12 protein-coding genes are annotated in these 18,192 nt (G+C 48.4%); 5 read left to right on the forward strand and 7 right to left on the reverse strand.

The window, feature by feature from the left end; all coding sequences use genetic code 11:
* Positions 1 to 31: 31 nt before the first annotated feature.
* Entirely contained in the window at positions 32 to 550 is a 519-nt protein-coding gene (locus KD145_RS10595; RefSeq protein ID WP_212005857.1) for a hypothetical protein, read from the forward strand.
* Here the strand turns inward: KD145_RS10595 and KD145_RS10600 are convergent, their stop codons facing one another.
* Positions 551 to 1,459, reverse strand: coding sequence for a M23 family metallopeptidase (locus KD145_RS10600; RefSeq protein ID WP_212005858.1), 909 nt, complete (start codon positions 1,457 to 1,459; stop codon positions 551 to 553).
* Between the two features lie 94 nt (positions 1,460 to 1,553).
* Between KD145_RS10600 and KD145_RS10605 the strand changes: the two genes are divergently transcribed.
* Positions 1,554 to 3,104 (forward strand): methylmalonyl-CoA mutase, encoded by a 1,551-nt coding sequence (locus KD145_RS10605; RefSeq protein WP_212005859.1) that lies wholly within the window; start codon positions 1,554 to 1,556, stop codon positions 3,102 to 3,104.
* A gap of 116 nt (positions 3,105 to 3,220) precedes the next feature.
* The gene (locus KD145_RS10610; RefSeq protein ID WP_249219791.1) at positions 3,221 to 4,111 is read left to right on the forward strand and encodes a class I SAM-dependent methyltransferase; all 891 of its coding nucleotides are present in this window, start codon (positions 3,221 to 3,223) and stop codon (positions 4,109 to 4,111) included.
* 141 nt (positions 4,112 to 4,252) lie between these two features.
* Here KD145_RS10610 and KD145_RS10615 read toward each other — a convergent pair whose 3' ends face one another.
* Positions 4,253 to 6,418 (reverse strand): S46 family peptidase, encoded by a 2,166-nt coding sequence (locus tag KD145_RS10615; protein WP_249219792.1) that lies wholly within the window; start codon positions 6,416 to 6,418, stop codon positions 4,253 to 4,255.
* 145 nt (positions 6,419 to 6,563) lie between these two features.
* Here KD145_RS10615 and KD145_RS10620 point away from each other — a divergent pair, with 145 nt between their 5' ends.
* Complete coding sequence (locus KD145_RS10620) at positions 6,564 to 7,367, forward strand: sensor histidine kinase (RefSeq protein WP_212005861.1); 804 nt, start codon at positions 6,564 to 6,566, stop codon at positions 7,365 to 7,367.
* 142 nt (positions 7,368 to 7,509) lie between these two features.
* Here KD145_RS10620 and KD145_RS10625 read toward each other — a convergent pair whose 3' ends face one another.
* Positions 7,510 to 8,334: a M57 family metalloprotease gene (locus tag KD145_RS10625; protein ID WP_212005862.1), complete on the reverse strand. Its 825-nt coding sequence runs from the start codon at positions 8,332 to 8,334 to the stop codon at positions 7,510 to 7,512.
* 519 nt (positions 8,335 to 8,853) lie between these two features.
* Between KD145_RS10625 and KD145_RS10630 the strand changes: the two genes are divergently transcribed.
* Positions 8,854 to 11,664: a S8 family peptidase gene (locus KD145_RS10630; RefSeq protein ID WP_212005863.1), complete on the forward strand. Its 2,811-nt coding sequence runs from the start codon at positions 8,854 to 8,856 to the stop codon at positions 11,662 to 11,664.
* 63 nt (positions 11,665 to 11,727) lie between these two features.
* On the opposite strand, the gene lpdA is transcribed toward KD145_RS10630, so the two are convergent.
* From lpdA to KD145_RS10650, 4 genes are all read right to left on the reverse strand, one after another.
* Entirely contained in the window at positions 11,728 to 13,134 is a 1,407-nt protein-coding gene (lpdA, locus tag KD145_RS10635; protein ID WP_212005864.1) for a dihydrolipoyl dehydrogenase, read from the reverse strand.
* A gap of 156 nt (positions 13,135 to 13,290) precedes the next feature.
* Positions 13,291 to 13,950, reverse strand: coding sequence for an outer membrane lipoprotein carrier protein LolA (locus KD145_RS10640; protein ID WP_212005865.1), 660 nt, complete (start codon positions 13,948 to 13,950; stop codon positions 13,291 to 13,293).
* Between the two features lie 130 nt (positions 13,951 to 14,080).
* On the reverse strand, positions 14,081 to 16,741 hold the full coding sequence (locus KD145_RS10645; protein WP_212005866.1) for a DNA translocase FtsK: 2,661 nt from the start codon (positions 16,739 to 16,741) through the stop codon (positions 14,081 to 14,083).
* Between the two features lie 21 nt (positions 16,742 to 16,762).
* Positions 16,763 to 18,181 carry a S9 family peptidase gene (locus KD145_RS10650; RefSeq protein ID WP_212005867.1) on the reverse strand — a complete coding sequence of 473 codons (1,419 nt, stop codon included), beginning with the start codon at positions 18,179 to 18,181 and terminating at the stop codon, positions 16,763 to 16,765.
* Positions 18,182 to 18,192 lie beyond the last annotated feature (11 nt).

Below are 18,192 nucleotides of genomic sequence, written 5' to 3' on the forward strand. Positions count from 1 at the left end.
ATACATTTGCGCTTCAAAACGTTCCGATAAGATGAATTCCCAACAGCTGTTGTATCTGGCACTTGCCATCGGCGCCTGCGCCGTTGTATACATGACCGTCCGTGATTTGTTCAAGAAAAAAAAGGAAGCACCTGCAGAAGACAAACCTTCTCCTGTGAACCAGGCCGTGTTACCACTTCAATTACAGGCCTATGAAAGACTTGCGCTGTATGTAGACCGTATCACGCCACAAAGCCTGATAGGACGCATCTATCAGCCAGGCATCAGCGCCGTGGACATGCAGATATCCATGGTACAGAGCATCAAAACGGAATATGAACACAATATCACCCAGCAGATCTATGTATCAACCATGACCTGGGAAGCTGTAAAAACGCTGAAAGAACAAACCATCTCCGTTATCAATCAGGTAGCGATTCAGTTGCCACCCGATGCACCCGCGCTGGAGCTCAACCGCCAGCTGCTGGAAGTGTTTATGCAGGCCGGCGAATCTCCAGCAGAGCTGACTGCCCAGATCATCAATTCAGAAGCCAAGAAACTGATGAGATAATTATTTTACGCTGATCACTTCGTTCAGCAGGTATCCTTTTCCATTAAACAACATGTATAAAGGCGGGGCCTGATACCAGGGCACGCCTGCTTTTTTTTCGTGCGCCTGTATATGCAGATGTGGTTCGGTACTGAAGCCGGAATTGCCCACACAGCCCAGTGCCTGTCCCTGTTTTACATGCTGTCCTTCATGCACTACCACGCTGTTGCGTTTGAGATGTCCGGCAAAAAAATAACAGTCGGCTCCTTCCAGCAATACCTGGTTGGTGTTTTTAGGTCCCCTGTCCATTGCGGGCGGGATATTGTCGGGGTTATCACCATAGGCTCTCCTGACGATGCCATCACAGGGAGCATATACGGTATCGTTGAAAATCCAGTAATCACTGAGTTTGCGGGAAAAGACACCGGCCCCGCGGGTACCACGGTCATCAATCTTTACGATATCCATCGCATATATTGCGCCACGCAGGCTGAAATGGAAGACATTGGTGGGGAGTCCTTTTCCGCCCTGCAGCACAAAATACCGTCCTGATTTAAGCGGGAAAGCCAGATTGACCGTATGCGGTGTGCCAGTAGTACCGGTGAAATAAAGCGCTGTTATCATCAGTAATAATCCTGACAACAGGAGGTTAGCGTTTCTCTTCCATACGGGCAGTAGAGGACTGGTATCTTTTTTTCTGCCGAAAGGCAGCATGATCAGCATCACCATCAGTAACACACCAAAAACATATTTGGTATAGACAGACAGGTATATCCAGGTACCATAGAGGTAAAGGAAAATTCCCAGCGACAGGCCCAGCAAAAGGATAGTATAGGAGCGGGCCAGCGGGCGATGACCTGCGCGATAAAGCAGATACAAGCTAAACAAGGCCAGCGCCAAAGTAATACATAATAAAGACCAGATGATCATAACAGGGCCAAACTTTACTGCAAATTATCAATATTTTTCCCGACGGCGAAGTACCATAATATTTATGTAACATTGCAACGCTAGTTCAATAACCATGGAAAAGATCATTCAAACCGACTCCGGCATCAGGATCGCACCGCTGTATACGCAGCCTGTGGCGATGGATGAGCTGCCTGGCGTCTTCCCCTTTACCCGCGGTATTCATGCCACGATGTACAGGGACAAACTATGGACCATGCGGCAATATGCCGGTTTCAGCACGGCGGAAGAGTCCAACAAAAGATACCACTATCTCCTGAGCCAGGGCGTGATGGGCCTCAGCGTGGCTTTTGACCTCCCCACCCAGATAGGCTATGATTCAGACCATGCCATGTCTGAAGGAGAAGTTGGCAAAGTAGGTGTAGCTATCGATTCGCTGGATGATATGGAAATTCTTTTCAAAGGTATTTCCCTGGAACAGATCTCTACTTCCATGACCATTAATGCCACTGGTTTTATACTGCTGGCATTCTATATCGCCCTTGCCAAAAAACAGGGTGCTGACCTGAAAAAGATCTCGGGTACCATACAAAACGATATCCTGAAAGAATACGCGGCCAGAGGCACTTTCATCTATCCTCCCAAACCTTCCATGCGCATCATCACCGATATCTTCGACTTTTGCAGCCGGGAAGTACCTAAGTGGAACACTATTTCCATTTCAGGATATCATATCCGTGAGGCAGGTGCCAATGCCGTACAGGAACTGGCTTTCACACTTTCTAACGGTAAAGCCTATCTGAAAGCAGCGCTGGAAAAAGGACTTGATATCAATGTATTTGCCAAACGTCTTTCTTTCTTTTTCAACGCACACAACCACCTCTTTGAAGAAGTGGCCAAGTTCCGTGCTGCCCGCCGTATGTGGGCCAACATCACCCGGGAACTGGGCGCTACCGACCCGAAAGCACAGATGCTGCGTTTTCACACACAGACAGGTGGCAGTACCCTGACAGCCCAACAGCCACATAACAATATTGTACGTGTGGCGGTTCAAACACTGGCAGCTACTATGGGCGGTACCCAGTCACTCCATACCAACGGATTCGATGAAGCCCTCTCTCTCCCTACAGAGGAGGCTGCCCGTATCGCCCTGCGTACTCAGCAGATCATCGGTTATGAAAGTGGTGTGGCCGACACTGTAGACCCACTGGCAGGCTCTTACTATGTAGAAGCACTGACCAATGAAGTAGAAAACAAAGCCTGGGAGCTGATCCACAAAATAGATGCGATGGGTGGCGCTGTCAGCGCGATAGAACAAGGTTTCATACAGGATGAAATCGCGCGAAGCGCCTATAAATATCAGCAGGAAGTGGAAAACAATGAAAAAATCATTGTTGGTGTCAACAAGTTTGTTGTGGAAAACAATCAACCGCCGGAAGTATTCCGGATTGATGACAGCATACGCCAGATGCAGTCTGACCGGCTGAAAGCCCTGCGTGCACGCCGCGATAACCAGGTCGCAGAACAATGCCTGCAGCGCATCAGCGCGGCAGCACAGACCACCGAAAACCTGATGCCGCTGGTCATCGATGCAGTGGAAAACTATTGCACACTGGGTGAAATAGCAGATGCCCTCCGTCATGTTTGGGGTGAATACAATGCTTAAACAATGACGAATTGTTAATTACGGGTTACGGATGAATAATTTATCTCTTAATTCATAATTCCTGATTGACAATTCGTCATTGAATTATATATTTTTGAGTCTAAAAAAATTTGAACTTGATCTATTACAATAGCTGTCCGCTTTGTGGTTCCTCACAAATACACGAAGCACTCTCCGCTAAAGACTATACTGTATCTAAAGAAACATTTCCCATATTTCATTGCGGAGGCTGTGGCGGCCGTTTTACTCAGCATGTGCCGGACAACGCCAACATAGGCCGGTATTATCAATCTGAAGAATACATCTCCCATTCTGAAACCAAACAAGGACTGATCAATCGCCTCTATCACAGTGTCCGTAAAATCACGCTGCGTTCCAAGCAAAACTGGGTACGTTCTGCAGCCCGCATCAAACAGGGCAACCTGCTGGACATTGGCTGTGGTACCGGCGCTTTCCTTCATTATATGCAGACAGGCGGCTGGACCATTACCGGCCTCGAACCGGATGAAAATGCCCGCCGTAATGCACAGACACTCTACAACATCAAGCCGCTTCCCATCGATCAGCTTTTCACACTGCCGGAGAAACAATACGATGCCATCACCATGTGGCATGTGCTCGAACATGTTCATGAGCTGCACCGTTACCTGGATCGTATCCGTCAGCTGCTGAAACCCGGAGGAGCCCTGCTGATAGCTGTTCCCAACTACACCTCCTCAGACGCATCACATTATGGTGAATACTGGGCTGCCTATGATGTGCCCCGCCATCTGTACCATTTCTCACCCGATTCCATGGCACAGCTGCTAGCCCAGCACAACATCAAACTGATCAAAAAACACCCGATGGTATTTGACGGTTTTTATGTGAGTCTGCTTAGTGAAAAATATAAAACCGGTAAAAGCCGCCTCTTTGCCGGCTTCTTCCACGGTTTCAGGTCTTACCGGAAGGGACTGAAAAATGTGGATAGATGTAGTTCGATAGTATACGAATGTAACGTTGATTAATGCTGATGATGCTGATGCTCCTGATAAGCGAAGGTTTTATTTAGTGATTAGAACGAATAAAGCGAAGGGCCCATGAATCAAAGTTCATGGGCCCTTCGCTTTTATCTCCATTTATCAGGAGCATCAGTTACATCACATTAATCACGGTACTAGTTTCATTTCATCTACCAGTCTGGTGCAACCGGCAAATTTGTCTACAATAAACAGCACGTAGCGGATATCCACCATGATATTACGGCAGATAGACGGGTCGTAGTTGATGTCGCTCATGGTGCCTTCCCAGGTACGGTCGAAGTTGAGGCCGATCAGATGACCATTGGCATCGAGGGCCGGGCTACCGGAGTTACCGCCGGTGGTATGGTTGCTGGCAATAAAACATACCGGCATTCTACCATTAACGCCATAACGGCCATAGTCCTTGTTTTTGTACAGGTCTCTGAGTTTGGCCGGCACATCAAATTCATAATCGCCGGGCACGTATTTTTCCATTACACCATCGAGGTAAGTATAAAAATCATAGTGGATGGCATCGCGGGGGCTGTAGCCGTCTACTTTACCGTAGGTAACACGCAGCGTGCTGTTCGCATCCGGATAGAAACGTTTTTTACTGCCCATTACGTCCATCTGCGATTGCATGTAAGTACGCTGAAGGCGGTTGATGTTGCTCTGCAGATCGCTGAGAGGTCTGCTGACATTGTCTACAAAACCTTTGCGTAATGCCATGGCCATACGGGTGGCCGGATCTTTCCACATCTGCGCCACAACAGCATTATATGGTTGCTGCACAAAAGCCTTGAGTTTATCCAGGGAGGTAAGACCAGACAGGTTAAATATTTTATCAGCCAGGGCGCGGCCGTCGTTGTTGCTTTCAGCGGAGAGCTGAGCATATTCTGCGCCAGCGTATTGTTTGGGAACGCCTTTGCCATACAGTTCCAGCAGGCTGGCACATACATCGTGGTCTACCTTGGCATTGTAGTTCTTATAAAATGACTGCATAGACTCCAGGAACTGCTGACGCAGTGATTCATATTGCCCCTCTCCTTTTTCGCGTACATCGGCGAGGAAGTCTATCAGGCGGTCAGCTGCTGTGAAGATCTCTGCATTTTTTACCAGTTCGCTGTAATAATCACGTGTCTGGGCGTAAGGCTGTATCTGGCGGTACAGTGCATTGAGGGTGTCCAGTACACCGGCATATTGTTGTTTGAGTGTAGCATTGCTATTAAGCAGCTGGCGGTAGGTAGCTTCGTACTGTTGTTTTTTGCTGATGCCATTGCTTTGTTTGATGCCCAGCATCTCCCCCTGCCATTTTTTCCAGGCATTGGCGGTAGAAGCGTATTTGGCTGCGTATTGAATTTTGATCTGTTCGTCTTTACGCATATAGCCGTCCATGATTTTAAGGGCGGCATCACGCATTTCCACTTTGGCAGCATCCAGCACCTGTACGGTCTGTTTTACGGCTTCAGAAGGCAGGTATTCAGAAGTGCGGCCAGGGAAGCCCAGTACCATGGTAAAATCGTTGGGTTTTACACCTTTCATGGAGATAGGCAGGAAGTGTTTGGGTGTCAGTGGCACGTTGTCCTGAGAATAAGGAGCAGGACGGCCATCTTTGCCGGCATACACGCGGAACATGGAGAAATCGCCGGTATGACGGGGCCATACCCAGTTGTCGGTATCAGAGCCGAACTTACCGATGGAAGAAGGGGGAGCACCCACCAGGCGTACATCGCGATAGGTTTCGGTGACAAAGAGGAAATACTGGTTGCCTTCAAAGAAGGGTTTCACCATTGTTTCCTGCCAGGATTCCTTTTTGGTATTCTGTCTGATTTCGTTGATACGTTTATCGATGGCCGACTGACGCTCCCGCTCACTCATGCCGGGTTTTACGTCCTGCAGAGCGGCTTTGGTAATATCATCGATCCGGACGATAAAAGAGACAAAAAGACCAGGGTTAGGCAGTTCCTCAGTGGCTGTTTTGGCCCAGAAACCATTTTCCAGGAAATTATTCTGGAGGGAAGAATGCTTTTGGATAGCATCATAGCCGCAGTGGTGGTTAGTGAGCAGCAATCCCTGGGAAGAGATTACTTCTGCGGTACAGAAGCCACCAAAGCTAACGATAGCGTCTTTGAGGCTTCCCTTGTTGATGTTGTAGATATCCGAGGCATTGATTTTCATCCCCATTCCCTTCATCTCTTTCTCATTAAGGCCGGACAGCAGTTGAGGCAACCACATTCCTTCAGTGGCATAAGTCAGCTGGGAAAGCAGCAGGAGTGCTGCCATCACAAGCGGCTTCACGATTCGTTGCAACATATCTGATATTCTTTTTATAAAACCGGCAATTTACTACAATTCAGGGAGGGCAGAAAAGATAAACCTGTGTTTCTGATCATTCATCGATATAAAGCTGCTATTGACAGAGATCTGGTAGGCCATACAATGGATTTGACGCAAATTCATGTCAATTTCAGAATATCTGTTGAGCATGCTCCGGTCCAAAGTGATGATCATAATGTTGCATATAACCGGCTGGGCTATATGTATGAGCTTTCCGCTGCTCTTTATCAGGGGGCAGGCCTGGTATAACCAGGTGCTGGCGGTGCTGTTGTCTGTTGTGTTGAGCCTTGCCATCGAACTCACCTGCCGGCGATGGCGGTCATCTGAGCATGCCTTACATCTCAAAGCCGGGAAAGCGGCGGCAGAGCTGTCATTTCTCAAATCACAGCTACATCCGCACTTTCTGTTTAATACACTCAACAACATTTATTCACTGGCCATATTACAGCATGAATATACCGCACCCAGCATCCTGAAGCTGTCTAATATGATGCGGTATGCCACTACAGACACGCATCGTGACTTTGTGTTACTGCAGCGGGAAATAGAGTGCATACACGATTATATAGACCTGCAGCAGCTGAGGCTTACCGCCCGTACGCGGGTGAAGCTTTCCGTTTCCGGTAATCCGGGGTTTAAATGTATTGCTCCGATGCTGTTGTTGCCTTTTCTGGAAAATGCTTTCCGGAATGGTGTCAGCAGTCAGGAGCCTTCTGATATTGTGATACAGCTTCAGACTACAGACCAGGGCATCCATTTTTATTGCAGTAACAAACTTTTTTCGCAGGAGGTATCATCCAACGAAACAGCCGAAGATATCAGTCATACACGGGAACGGTTGCAGCAGCTGTATCCGCAGCGGCATCTGTTGCATACAGCAGCAGACAACGGAATATACACGGTGAAACTGGACCTTTATATTTAGACTGTGGGCAAGATGTGCGAATAAATAACACAGTGCAGTAAAGTTGGCAAATACAGGCAAGCAGCGAAAGCAAAAGAGCAAAGCGCAGCAAAAAAAAGTTTTTTGCGCGCAATGCTCTCTTTGCTCATATATCGAGAAAACCTTAGTGGTACAGATAATTTAAGGCAATGATATCATTGGCATTAAATGTACGGTTGCCACCGTTGGAGCAGGCCAGCATCCAGGAATTGGCGTCCGGGCCGGAAGGTGTGCCGGGAATCTGTACAGCGCCTACAGTTGAACTACCTTCGTTTACAGCAGAACCGCCGCAGCTGTAAGAACGGTCCATGTAATCAGTATGACGCATACCGATACAGTGACCAATTTCATGCTGGATTACAGAACCCACATACAGCACGTTGGGGTTGGAACCATAGGCAGCAGCGTTAGTATTCATTTTAACGGTGCCATAAGGATTTCCGGTGCTGGTAGGGAAGCCGGAAGAGCCCAGTGTAATGTAACCACCGCTGGGGCCCTGGTTAAAGCCCTGAATGGTGATGTCAGCAGTACCGCTGGTAATGCGTTGGAAAGTCATGCGCAGGCCCAGCCTGTTGTAACGGGCAATAGCAGTGTCGGCACCAGCAATGAAAGCAGTTCCCAGTTTGGTCACTTTCACGGTGATCACGCGGGGCAGTGCGGTCACCAGTTGGTTGGTGCGGTACTGTTCACTGTTGGCGATGCGAAGTGTAGGAGTACTAACTTTTTCATTCAACTGTTCAGCAGTGAGCAAGATGTCACCTTCTACCAGATAACCATCTTCTGTTTTACGAACGTTGTCGGTGCTAAAGCCATTGGCTTTGATCTGAGCCAGCACCTGATCAGAAACGGGGTTGGGCTGAGATTCCTGTTGTGTGTTGTTTTTGTTACAGGAAGAAATCATTACACCTGCGGCCAGACAGGTAATTACGGCGAGGATTTGTTTTTTCATCAGTTCGGATTTTGGTATAAAAAGAAAAAAATATTCCCTGGCTGGTTGTTACGTAACAGCCAACGTTCAAGATACTTTCATAATGATGACTACAGTGCTCATCTGTAGACGCAATGCAACTGACAACAGGGCAATGCTACCGACAAACAACAAGTTGCATGGCGTTACATATCCAGGAAAAAGCGGGCTTTCAGTGCTCTTCTTTTAGCAGACATATTACAGCTGAGGTACGTGTTAACAATACCGGCATGCAAATTTTAATGATTGACTATGATTCAGTAATTCCGGCGGACCCGGCGACTCAGACTTGCTCTTCAGTTAACCAATGGTAATTGGCCTCTCGTATGGTTTTCTTAGATTTCGTTGCTCGTTTTCAGTTAATTTATCGTGCTACCAATATTACAACTTTCGTTTTAACTTAAAAAAAATTTTTTGTGTGTTGTGCATAAAAAATTGTGTTGATAGATTTATTGCAGTAGCTTTAATTAACATCGTAATCATCTGTCGCCGCTAACCTGCATGAAAAAGATCATTACCAAAGTCTTGCCAATACTGGCACTACTGCTATCCCGCCATCAACCCGCCGCCGCCCAGCTAAGAGTGGCGGAAACAACGATACTACAACGATATGCCCTTGATACCTTGACAGCACTCCCAACAAAGGTCCCACTGCTGGTAAAATTTATCAAGGTCCCTGACGAAAAAACCCTGGCACGCTGTGGCGTTATCAAAGCTTTATCCAGCCAGCATTATATTGTACAGACACTTCCGTCGGACAGCGCCCTGCTTAAAAAGGTGCAGTACAGCTATATCGCAGGGCCTAACCGGAAAGCTACCGATGCACTGCTGGCAAAGCTGGAATCATTGCGGGCCACAGACAGTATTACGGTACAGTTGTCTTACACTGGCGAACATTTTACCTCCCCCCTCACAACAGTAGTCCGTATCATTGCTACCTACCGGGTGGCGGTCGTAAAGGTGAGCAAAAAGGACTGGCCGGCGCTAATCGGTCGCACCGATATTATTGCGGCGGATATCATACGACAACCGGCTCCTGAAATCATCATCAATACCATCAACCCTTATATAAACCGTATTAACGTAGCGCAGCAACAGTTTCCGCAGGTACGCGGAAAAAGTATAACCGTTTCCGTTAAAGAAGATTTATTTGATACTACTGATATTGACCTTGTGGGGAGATATGTACTGTCTGCCGGCAGCTCCGATATTAACAGTCCGCATGCCACCATTATGTCCACACTGATTGCCGGTGCGGGCAACAGCGGTATCAACGCGCTGGGCGTGGCACCCGCTGCCAGACTAAGCTCTGTTGGCTTCGGTATGCTTTACCCCGACGACAATACCTATTACCGGCAATTCGGGATCACGGTGCAGAACCATTCGTATGGCTCGGATACCAGTAACCGTTATGGGGCGGAGGCTGCAGCCTATGATCAGCATATACTGGAAGCTGATACATTGGTACATGTATTTTCCGCCGGCAATGCCGGTGCCTCTGCAGCCAGAGATGGCCGCTACCAGGGACTTCCCGCTTATGCTAATCTCACGGGCAACTACAAACACGCCAAAAATGTGATCGTGGTAGGTGGCACAGACGCCAACTTCCAGGTAAGCGCATTGTCTTCCAGAGGGCCGGCCTACGACGGACGTATCAAACCGGAGGTAGTGGCCTATGGCCAGGACGGAACTTCCGGTGCCGCAGCTCTTACCAGCGGCATCGTTACCCTGTTGCAGGATGCCTACCGTCAGCAGCATGGGGTAGCCCCCTCATCTGCCCTCATCAAAGCCCTGATGATCAACAGTGCCGTATTACCCGCAGGTATACGGCCCGCCTATACACATGGATATGGCAGTCTCCATGCAGCAGGCGCGCTGGCTACCCTCACTGCCGGACATTACCGGCAAGGAATGGTCACCACCAACAGCGATGCTACTTTCGACATACAAGTTCCTCCCGGTCTGCAGCAGGTAAAGATCACCCTCTACTGGAATGATCTCCCCGCCGCCCCCGACGCACCGAAGGCACTCATCAACGATCTGGACATGCAAGTTGTTACCGCAGATAACAAAAGCTGGCTTCCCTGGGTACTCAATACCTTTCCTTCCCTTGACAGTCTGAAAAAGCCTGCCCAGCGAGGTATCGACAGCCTCAATAACACTGAACAGATCAGCATCGACCAGCCGGCGGCCGGTAATCTGCATATCAGCATCACTAAACGCAAACTGGCTACTATCAATCAATCCTTCTATATCGTATACAGCTTCGAGACACAGCCTTCTTTCGCCTGGCAGAACCCCGTGGCCGGCGCTATTCTGCCCGCAGGGCAACAAACACCCCTGCAATGGGAAACAACGTATAGTGGTAACGGTGCCCTCTCCTTCAGTACTGACAACGGCGCCACCTGGAATACCATCGCACCGCAGGTGCCGCTACAACAGCCCTGGAACTGGGTGGTACCACAACTCTTCAGCCAGGTGTTACTCAAACTAACGTTAACGGATACTTCATTTGTAAGTCCTCCCTGTTATATTTCGCCACAGCTCACGCTGAGCACCGGCTTTAACTGCAGCGATACTGCCCAGTTGTACTGGAATACCCTGCCTTCCGCCACCGGATATCAGGTGTATATCTACAATCAGGGTACCATGAAACCTTATCAGCTGGTGAAAGACAGCTTTATTTTTATTCCGAAACGAACCGTTTCCTCGGTGTATTATGCGGTGAGTCCTGTTGCACCGGCAGGCTGGGAAGGTGCGCGGAGCTATGCCGTGGATTATACCCGACAGGGAGTGGGTTGTTATGTACAAACATTACTGGCCGACAAAACGATTGATAACCAGGTATGGTTGTCTTTATCCCTGGGCTCCACCTATCTGTTAAAAAATATTTACTGGGAAAGGTATTCGCTGACCGGCTGGACGCGGCTGGGTACACAGCTTGTGAGTAACGCCACCAATTATAATTTTATGGACAGCCATCCTTATGAAGGTATAGTACAATATCGGGCGGCCCTGGAAACTGTTGATGGCAGGATATTCTATTCGGATGTGGCAGCGGTGAACATCCTATTGCAGCATGATATACTGGTGTTTCCCAACCCGGTTATCAGCCAGTTGTATATACTGGATGCCCAACAACGCAACAAGCAGCTGGTGCTGATTGATATGAGCGGACGGACCGTCATGCGGAGAATACTCAATGGTATGCAGGAAACTATTAGTATGGACCAACTGCCTCCGGGTGTCTATCATTGCAGCATTTTCCTGGGCAATCAGCGCATTTATTCGGGGAAGATCGTCAAACAATAAGCTACCACATAAAAAAGGGCCGACCAGATGATGGTCGGCCCTTTGTATAGTAATATAAGTTTATTACAGGTGGATTGCTTCGCCGTAAGCTACTTCGATCGCATCTTTTACAGATTCGCTCATAGTAGGATGTGGGTGGATGGAATCCAGCACTTCCTGGTAAGTAGTTTCCAGTTTGCGTGCTACTACTGTTTCCGCGATGATTTCAGTTACGTTGGCACCGATCATGTGGGTACCTAACCATTCGCCGTATTTAGCGTCGAAGATTACTTTTACGAAACCTTCAGTAGCGCCTGCAGCAGAAGCTTTACCGGAAGCAGAGAATGGGAATTTACCCACTTTCACTTCGTAGCCTGCTTCTTTAGCAGCTTTTTCAGTGTAACCTACAGAAGCGATTTCAGGAGCGCAGTAAGTACATCCCGGAATGTTCATGTAGTCGATGGTTTCAGGTTTGTGAGCGTATTTTTTCTCGTTGTAAGCGATAGCTTCCACGCAAACGATACCTTCTTTGGAGGCTACGTGTGCCAGCGCCTGACCAGGAACCATGTCACCGATAGCATAGATACCAGGAACATTGGTCTGGTAGTATTTATCTACTACTACGCGGCCTTTGTCGGTTTTGATACCCATTGCTTCGAGGCCGATGTTTTCGATGTTGGCAGCGATACCTACAGCGCTCAGTACCACGTCTGCTTCCAGGGTGATTTCACCGGTCTGTGTTTTCACTTTTGCTTTCACACCGTTACCAGCAGCTTCTACCGCTTCTACAGAAGCGTTGGTCATGATTTCGATACCTTTTTTCTTGTATATTTTTTCCAGTTCTTTGGAGATGTCTTCATCTTCCACCGGAACGATACGTGGCAAGAACTCAACGATGGTTACTTTGGTACCAAGGGTAGCATAGAAGTAAGCGAACTCAACGCCGATAGCGCCGGAACCAACCACGATCATGGATTTAGGCTGCTGAGGCAGTACCATCGCCTGACGGTAGCCGATCACATTTTTACCATCGATCTTCAGGTTAGGCAGCTCACGGGCACGTGCACCGGTAGCCAGGATGATGTGTTTAGCTTCGTGTACAGTAGCTTTACCGTCTTTGTCAGTAACTTCCACCTGTCCTTTCGCTTTCACTTTACCGTCGCCCATGAGGACGTCGATTTTATTTTTCTTCATCAGGAACTGAACGCCCCTGCTCATTTTATCAGCAACACCACGACTGCGCTTGATAACAGCTTCAAAATCAACTTTCGCATCTCCGATGGTGATACCGTAGTCTTTTGAATGCTGCGTATATTCGAAAACCTGTGCTGTTTTTAATAACGCTTTGGTTGGAATACAGCCCCAGTTTAAACAGATACCACCCAGGCTCTCTCTTTCCACTACCGCGGTTTTAAATCCCAGCTGCGAAGCACGGATAGCAGCCACATATCCACCAGGGCCACTACCAATTACGATTACGTCGTATGCCATATTGTTTAATTTTAATTGAAACTTGCCAAAGGTAAAACAATAATTGGGAATTGCGAATTACGAATTTGGGCGAAGATGTAAGCGGAGAAGGGACTTACCCGTTCTTCGATTACAACTTCGCCCATATTCACAATTTATGATCGGCGATTCACCATTTTATCTCAGATCCACTACTTCTACGCCAGGATACTTTTTAGCATCAAATGTAAAGGTTGCATCCGTTACATTGGCATTAGGTGTAAAGCTGGTGATTTCGTAAGTGTAGTGGTTACCGTTTTTCTCGAACACCTTCATCTTGGCGATGCTCTGGTTCTTTTTGTCTACGGAAACGATTACCTTAAAAATATTCTTGGACTTATCTGTAGGTGTCAGCTCTATATTTTGCAGCACCTTGCCTTTTTCATTGGTTTCTCCATCCAGGCGGTACAGATAATCTTTATCGTAGAAGTTGGTGAAGAGCTTAGCGGGAGTCATAGCGCCGCTGCTCTGGTCTACATTGTTGATAGTCACTTCATTCACATCCTTGGCATATGTCCAGGAGGTTTTGTTATCGCTGATGATTTCCTGGCCGGGCAGGGTAACTTTATATTTAGCTCCTTTCAGGTAAACGGTACCCTTTTTGGAATCGTTTACACCATTCTTGGCTCCTTCCACTCTGAGGACGAAATTCGCAACTACGCTTTTTAAAGATTTGAATTTATTGCTTACGCCATCCAGGACTGTTTTGGCTTTCGGATCGTTGGCAACCTTAGACTGGGCCATGCCGCTGAAAACGATACCACTTAACAATAATCCTGTCAATACAAATTTCTTCATTGTAGATTTTTTTGATTTTCTAAACCTGCCATGTCAAATGCCATGCCGGTTGTAATGTTGGTCCTTAATGGAGTGCAAAATTCGCGTTATTTTATCAAATGCGTAACACATCTCCAAAAAAATTAATACATTATAACAAATCGTTAAGGATTTCCTGTAGCTCGGAGTCGGTCTTCACCAGTACATCCCTGGCTTTGGAACCCATATTGGGCCCTACAATACCGGCAGCCTCCAGCTGGTCCATCAAACGGCCGGCCCTGTTATATCCCAGCTTCATTCTCCGTTGCAGCAAAGAAGTAGATCCCTGCTGGGTTTGAACGATCACCTGTGCAGCTTCTTCAAACAGCGGATCTCTGTCTGCAAGGCTCAGCTCCTTACCCTCGCTGTCTTTGTCGTCTACATATTCCGGCAGCAGGAAAGCATCGGGGTAACCTTTCTGATGACCGATAAATTCGGCTACATTTTCCACCTCCGGCGTATCCACAAAGGCGCACTGAAGACGGACCAGTTCCCCATTGAAAGACACCAGCATGTCCCCCTGGCCTATCAGCTGCTCGGCGCCGCCTATATCCAGGATGGTGCGGGAGTCTATTTTGGAAGACACTTTAAAGGCTACACGAGCCGGGAAGTTGGCTTTAATAGTACCCGTAATGATGTTTACAGACGGGCGCTGCGTAGCGATGATCAGGTGGATACCTACCGCACGCGCCAGCTGGGCCAGACGGGCAATCGGCATTTCCACTTCCTTGCCGGCCGTCATGATCAGGTCGGCAAACTCATCGACCACCAGTACGATGAAGGGCAGATAACGATGTCCCTTCTGCGGATTGAGCCTGCGCTGGGTGAACTTGGCATTGTACTCCCGGATGTTACGGGTACCGGCTTCCTTCAGCAGGTCGTAACGCAGGTCCATCTCAATACACAATGCATTGAGTGTATGGATCACCTTTTTGGTGTCGGTGATAATGGCATCATCTTCTCCGGGCAGTTTGGCCAGAAAGTGCTTTTCTATCAGCTTGTACAGCGACAGCTCTACCTTTTTAGGGTCTACCAGCACAAACTTCAGCTGGGAAGGATGTTTTTTATACAGTAGTGATACCAGCAAGGTATTGATACCTACTGATTTACCCTGACCGGTAGCACCCGCCATCAGCAGGTGAGGCATTTTAGCCAGGTCAGCAATAAAGTTTTCGTTGTCGATTTTCTTACCCAGAGCGATGGGCAGGTCCATGGTGCTGGACTGGAATTTCTCAGATGCCAGCAGGTTTTTGAGGGACACAATGCTCTTTTTCACATTGGGCACTTCAATACCGATGGTACCTTTACCCGGAATGGGCGCAATGATACGGATACCCAGGGCCGACAGGCTCAATGCGATATCATCTTCCAGGTTTTTGATACGGGAGATACGTACGCCGGCGGCTGGTACGATCTCGTACAACGTAACGGTAGGACCTACCGTGGCGCTGATTTTCTGGATAGAGATATCATAGTTTTTGAGGGTGTCGATGATCTGGTTTTTGTTTTTCTCCAGCTCGCCGGTATCCTGTACAATGATTTTATCGGCGTTGTGATTTTCGAGCAGATCGAGGCCGGGATAGCGGTAGTCGCGCAGATCCAGGGAAGGATCATAAGGATCTACGGGCACAGTGGGGCGCACCGTTGCCAGCTCTTCTGTATCGTCCTCTTCATCCTTAAATGTTTGCTTTATCTCAAATGCCACTTCCTCTGGCTGATTTCTCTTCTTAGGTGGTGCAGGTGATTCTTCCGGCACTTCCTCCACATACAGGAGCGGGCCCGGGTCTTCTTCCTCCTCTTCCTCTTCTATCATTTCCGGTTCCGGAGGTGCAGGCATCTTAGCCACCGGTGGCTGTGGTGGCGGTGTTGGTGCTACCGGCGGCATGTAGGGTACATGGGCAGGCATCACCGGTTCTTCCTCCTTCTCAATCAGCTGCATAGGAATCTCTTCAAGTTCTTCTTCTTCCTCCTGCAGTTGCGGAGCCAGTGGTACATTGCCTTTCAGGCTGTTGCCTCTGGCGGGTTCTGGTACCGGAGCTGTTGCCTGCATGTTGGTGGCGGGCGTAACGGGCACTGGAGTGTTTGCCACTACAGGAGCCACCGGTACGGGTTTAGGCGGTTTTACCTTTTTCTCCGGCCATTTAAAGTTGAAGTTAAATTTCCAGATGAGCCAGGAGAAACCGGCTACCAGCAAGAGTAATGCAGTACCTGTTTTACCAACAAATCCGGAAGTCCATTTGTCGAGGGCATTGCCCAGGGCTCCGCCCCAGGGGAAATCGGCTCCGTTGGCCACAAAAGCCATGGACATACTGATAAACAGAAGGCCAAAGATGATGTATTTGACATTGCGCCAGACGCGGAAAACGCGGCGGCCTACAATAAAATTGACACCTATGATAAAAAAGAAATAACAGAACAGATAGGCAGCAATGCCTACCCCATTGTAAAAGAAGTTGTGTGACACGTAGGCTCCCAGGCGGCCCAGCAGGTTATCCACCTTCACATCTCCGATGAGGAGTTCTTTGGTGGAATAGCGGAATACTTTGTCCTGGTCATCTTCCCAGGTGAAGAGATACGAGGTGAAGGCAATGAAGCAATAGACAGACAGCAGCAGAAAGAACACGCCCATTACTTTATGGGTGCGTTCGTCCTTAACGAGTTCTTTTACTTTCACCTCAGGCTCCTTGTCTTTCTTCAGCACATCAGGATTGGGGGCGGGTGCCTTTGGCTTTTTGCTTTCCGGTTTTTCGGTTTTCAGTTTATTCTTGGACATAATCTAGCTTCAAAATTGGGATTACCTGGCCCGGGGTGGCAGCTGCAGTATCCAGTGCGCGATAAATTCCGGTACCAGGGGATCAATGGTCTGTTCCAGGTCACCATATTCTCCTACGGTGCATGTTTTACAGCGCTGGAACAAATGATTTAATCCGTCGAATTTCCGGATGGTGACCAGCATATTCCCATTTTCACGCAGCGCGCGTTCTATGGCATTCAGATTGGTGGTGGCTTCTACCTGCATGTCTCTTGTACCGTTGATGGCCATAAACGGGCATTTGATCTGTTTCAGGTAATCCAGTGGCTTGTATAATAATATTGATGACAGTTCCCGATCAAAATGTATATCATTCACGAATGTTTCTTCCGACACCTGTTTTTTGACTTCTTCCGGCGAAGCGCGGTAGATATCGCGGAGTGCCGACTTTGCTCTCGTAGCGGCCACTACATAGTTGGTATCGCTGGCCAGAGCATCCCAGTATGGTTTAAGACTTTCCACACGGGCTTTTATTTCGGCATCGGATTCTCCGGCCATTCTGCCGTCCATGATTACTTTCTGGTCTACCAGTTGTCTGCCGGTAATACCCGGGCCTGCCATTGAAACTACAAAAGCTATCGATTTATTGTTAGCTGCGGCAATTTGTGCGACGATGGCGCCTTCGCTATGTCCAAGCAGACCTACCGTATACGGATCTACGTCTTTTCTTGTTTTGAGATAGGCGATGGCGGCGTTGGCATCTCCCGCAAAATCATAGATGTTTGATTTTTCGTACACGCCTCCGGAGGCGCCTACCCCGCGGTCATCGAAGCGCAGGCTGGCGATGCCGTTGCGGGCCAGAAAGTCGGCCAGTACCAGGAAGGTTTTATGGCCGGCCATTTCATCATTGCGGTCCTGAGGGCCGGAGCCGTTCAGCAGCACTACCACCGGGTATCTCCCCCACTCTGCCGGACGGGTAAAGGTTCCGGCCAGGGAGACATGGTCATGCTCGTTAGTGAACTTTACCTCATCAGTATGATAAGGATATGGCGGCTTTGGCTCCTGTGGCCGTTTGTACACATCGCTCTGTCTGATTTCCCTGCGTGACAGGTTAAACTCGCCCTGCTGGCCGTTCCAGGTGAATATCCCCTGAAACTGTTTGCTGGCTTCATTCCATACACCAGTGTAGGCAAACTTGATAGTATCTACGCGCAGCAGCAGCGTATCCTGACGGTAAATAACATGGTCCAGGGTGATGGCTTCATCGTTGTAATCGGGATTACGCAATTCTCCCTTATAACCATCTCTTTCTTTTTCCAGCACCACAGTCAGGCGTTGTTTGTCGCCGTAGTAGGATTTGGTTACCCCGTACCATTTACCGGTAATATCTTTTGACTGTTGCGCCCATGCTACTGTACATAAGCTGATACTCAACCACAGCAACCAAAGTCCTTTATGCATATATGATCTGC

It is taken from the genome of Chitinophaga sp. HK235, assembly GCF_018255755.1.
Classification (GTDB): domain Bacteria; phylum Bacteroidota; class Bacteroidia; order Chitinophagales; family Chitinophagaceae; genus Chitinophaga.

What these genes read in the sequence shown, in the direction of transcription:
- KD145_RS10620 (WP_212005861.1), top strand. Translation starts at nt 6,564, where the DNA reads ATGTCAATTTCAGAATATCTGTTGAGCATGCTCCGGTCCAAAGTGATG.
- KD145_RS10605 (WP_212005859.1), top strand. Translation starts at nt 1,554, where the DNA reads ATGGAAAAGATCATTCAAACCGACTCCGGCATCAGGATCGCACCGCTG.
- KD145_RS10600 (WP_212005858.1), bottom strand. Translation starts at nt 1,459, where the DNA reads ATGATCATCTGGTCTTTATTATGTATTACTTTGGCGCTGGCCTTGTTT.
- KD145_RS10630 (WP_212005863.1), top strand. Translation starts at nt 8,854, where the DNA reads ATGAAAAAGATCATTACCAAAGTCTTGCCAATACTGGCACTACTGCTA.
- KD145_RS10615 (WP_249219792.1), bottom strand. Translation starts at nt 6,418, where the DNA reads ATGTTGCAACGAATCGTGAAGCCGCTTGTGATGGCAGCACTCCTGCTG.
- KD145_RS10650 (WP_212005867.1), bottom strand. Translation starts at nt 18,181, where the DNA reads ATGCATAAAGGACTTTGGTTGCTGTGGTTGAGTATCAGCTTATGTACA.
- lpdA (WP_212005864.1), bottom strand. Translation starts at nt 13,134, where the DNA reads ATGGCATACGACGTAATCGTAATTGGTAGTGGCCCTGGTGGATATGTG.
- KD145_RS10645 (WP_212005866.1), bottom strand. Translation starts at nt 16,741, where the DNA reads ATGTCCAAGAATAAACTGAAAACCGAAAAACCGGAAAGCAAAAAGCCA.
- KD145_RS10595 (WP_212005857.1), top strand. Translation starts at nt 32, where the DNA reads ATGAATTCCCAACAGCTGTTGTATCTGGCACTTGCCATCGGCGCCTGC.
- KD145_RS10625 (WP_212005862.1), bottom strand. Translation starts at nt 8,334, where the DNA reads ATGAAAAAACAAATCCTCGCCGTAATTACCTGTCTGGCCGCAGGTGTA.
- KD145_RS10640 (WP_212005865.1), bottom strand. Translation starts at nt 13,950, where the DNA reads ATGAAGAAATTTGTATTGACAGGATTATTGTTAAGTGGTATCGTTTTC.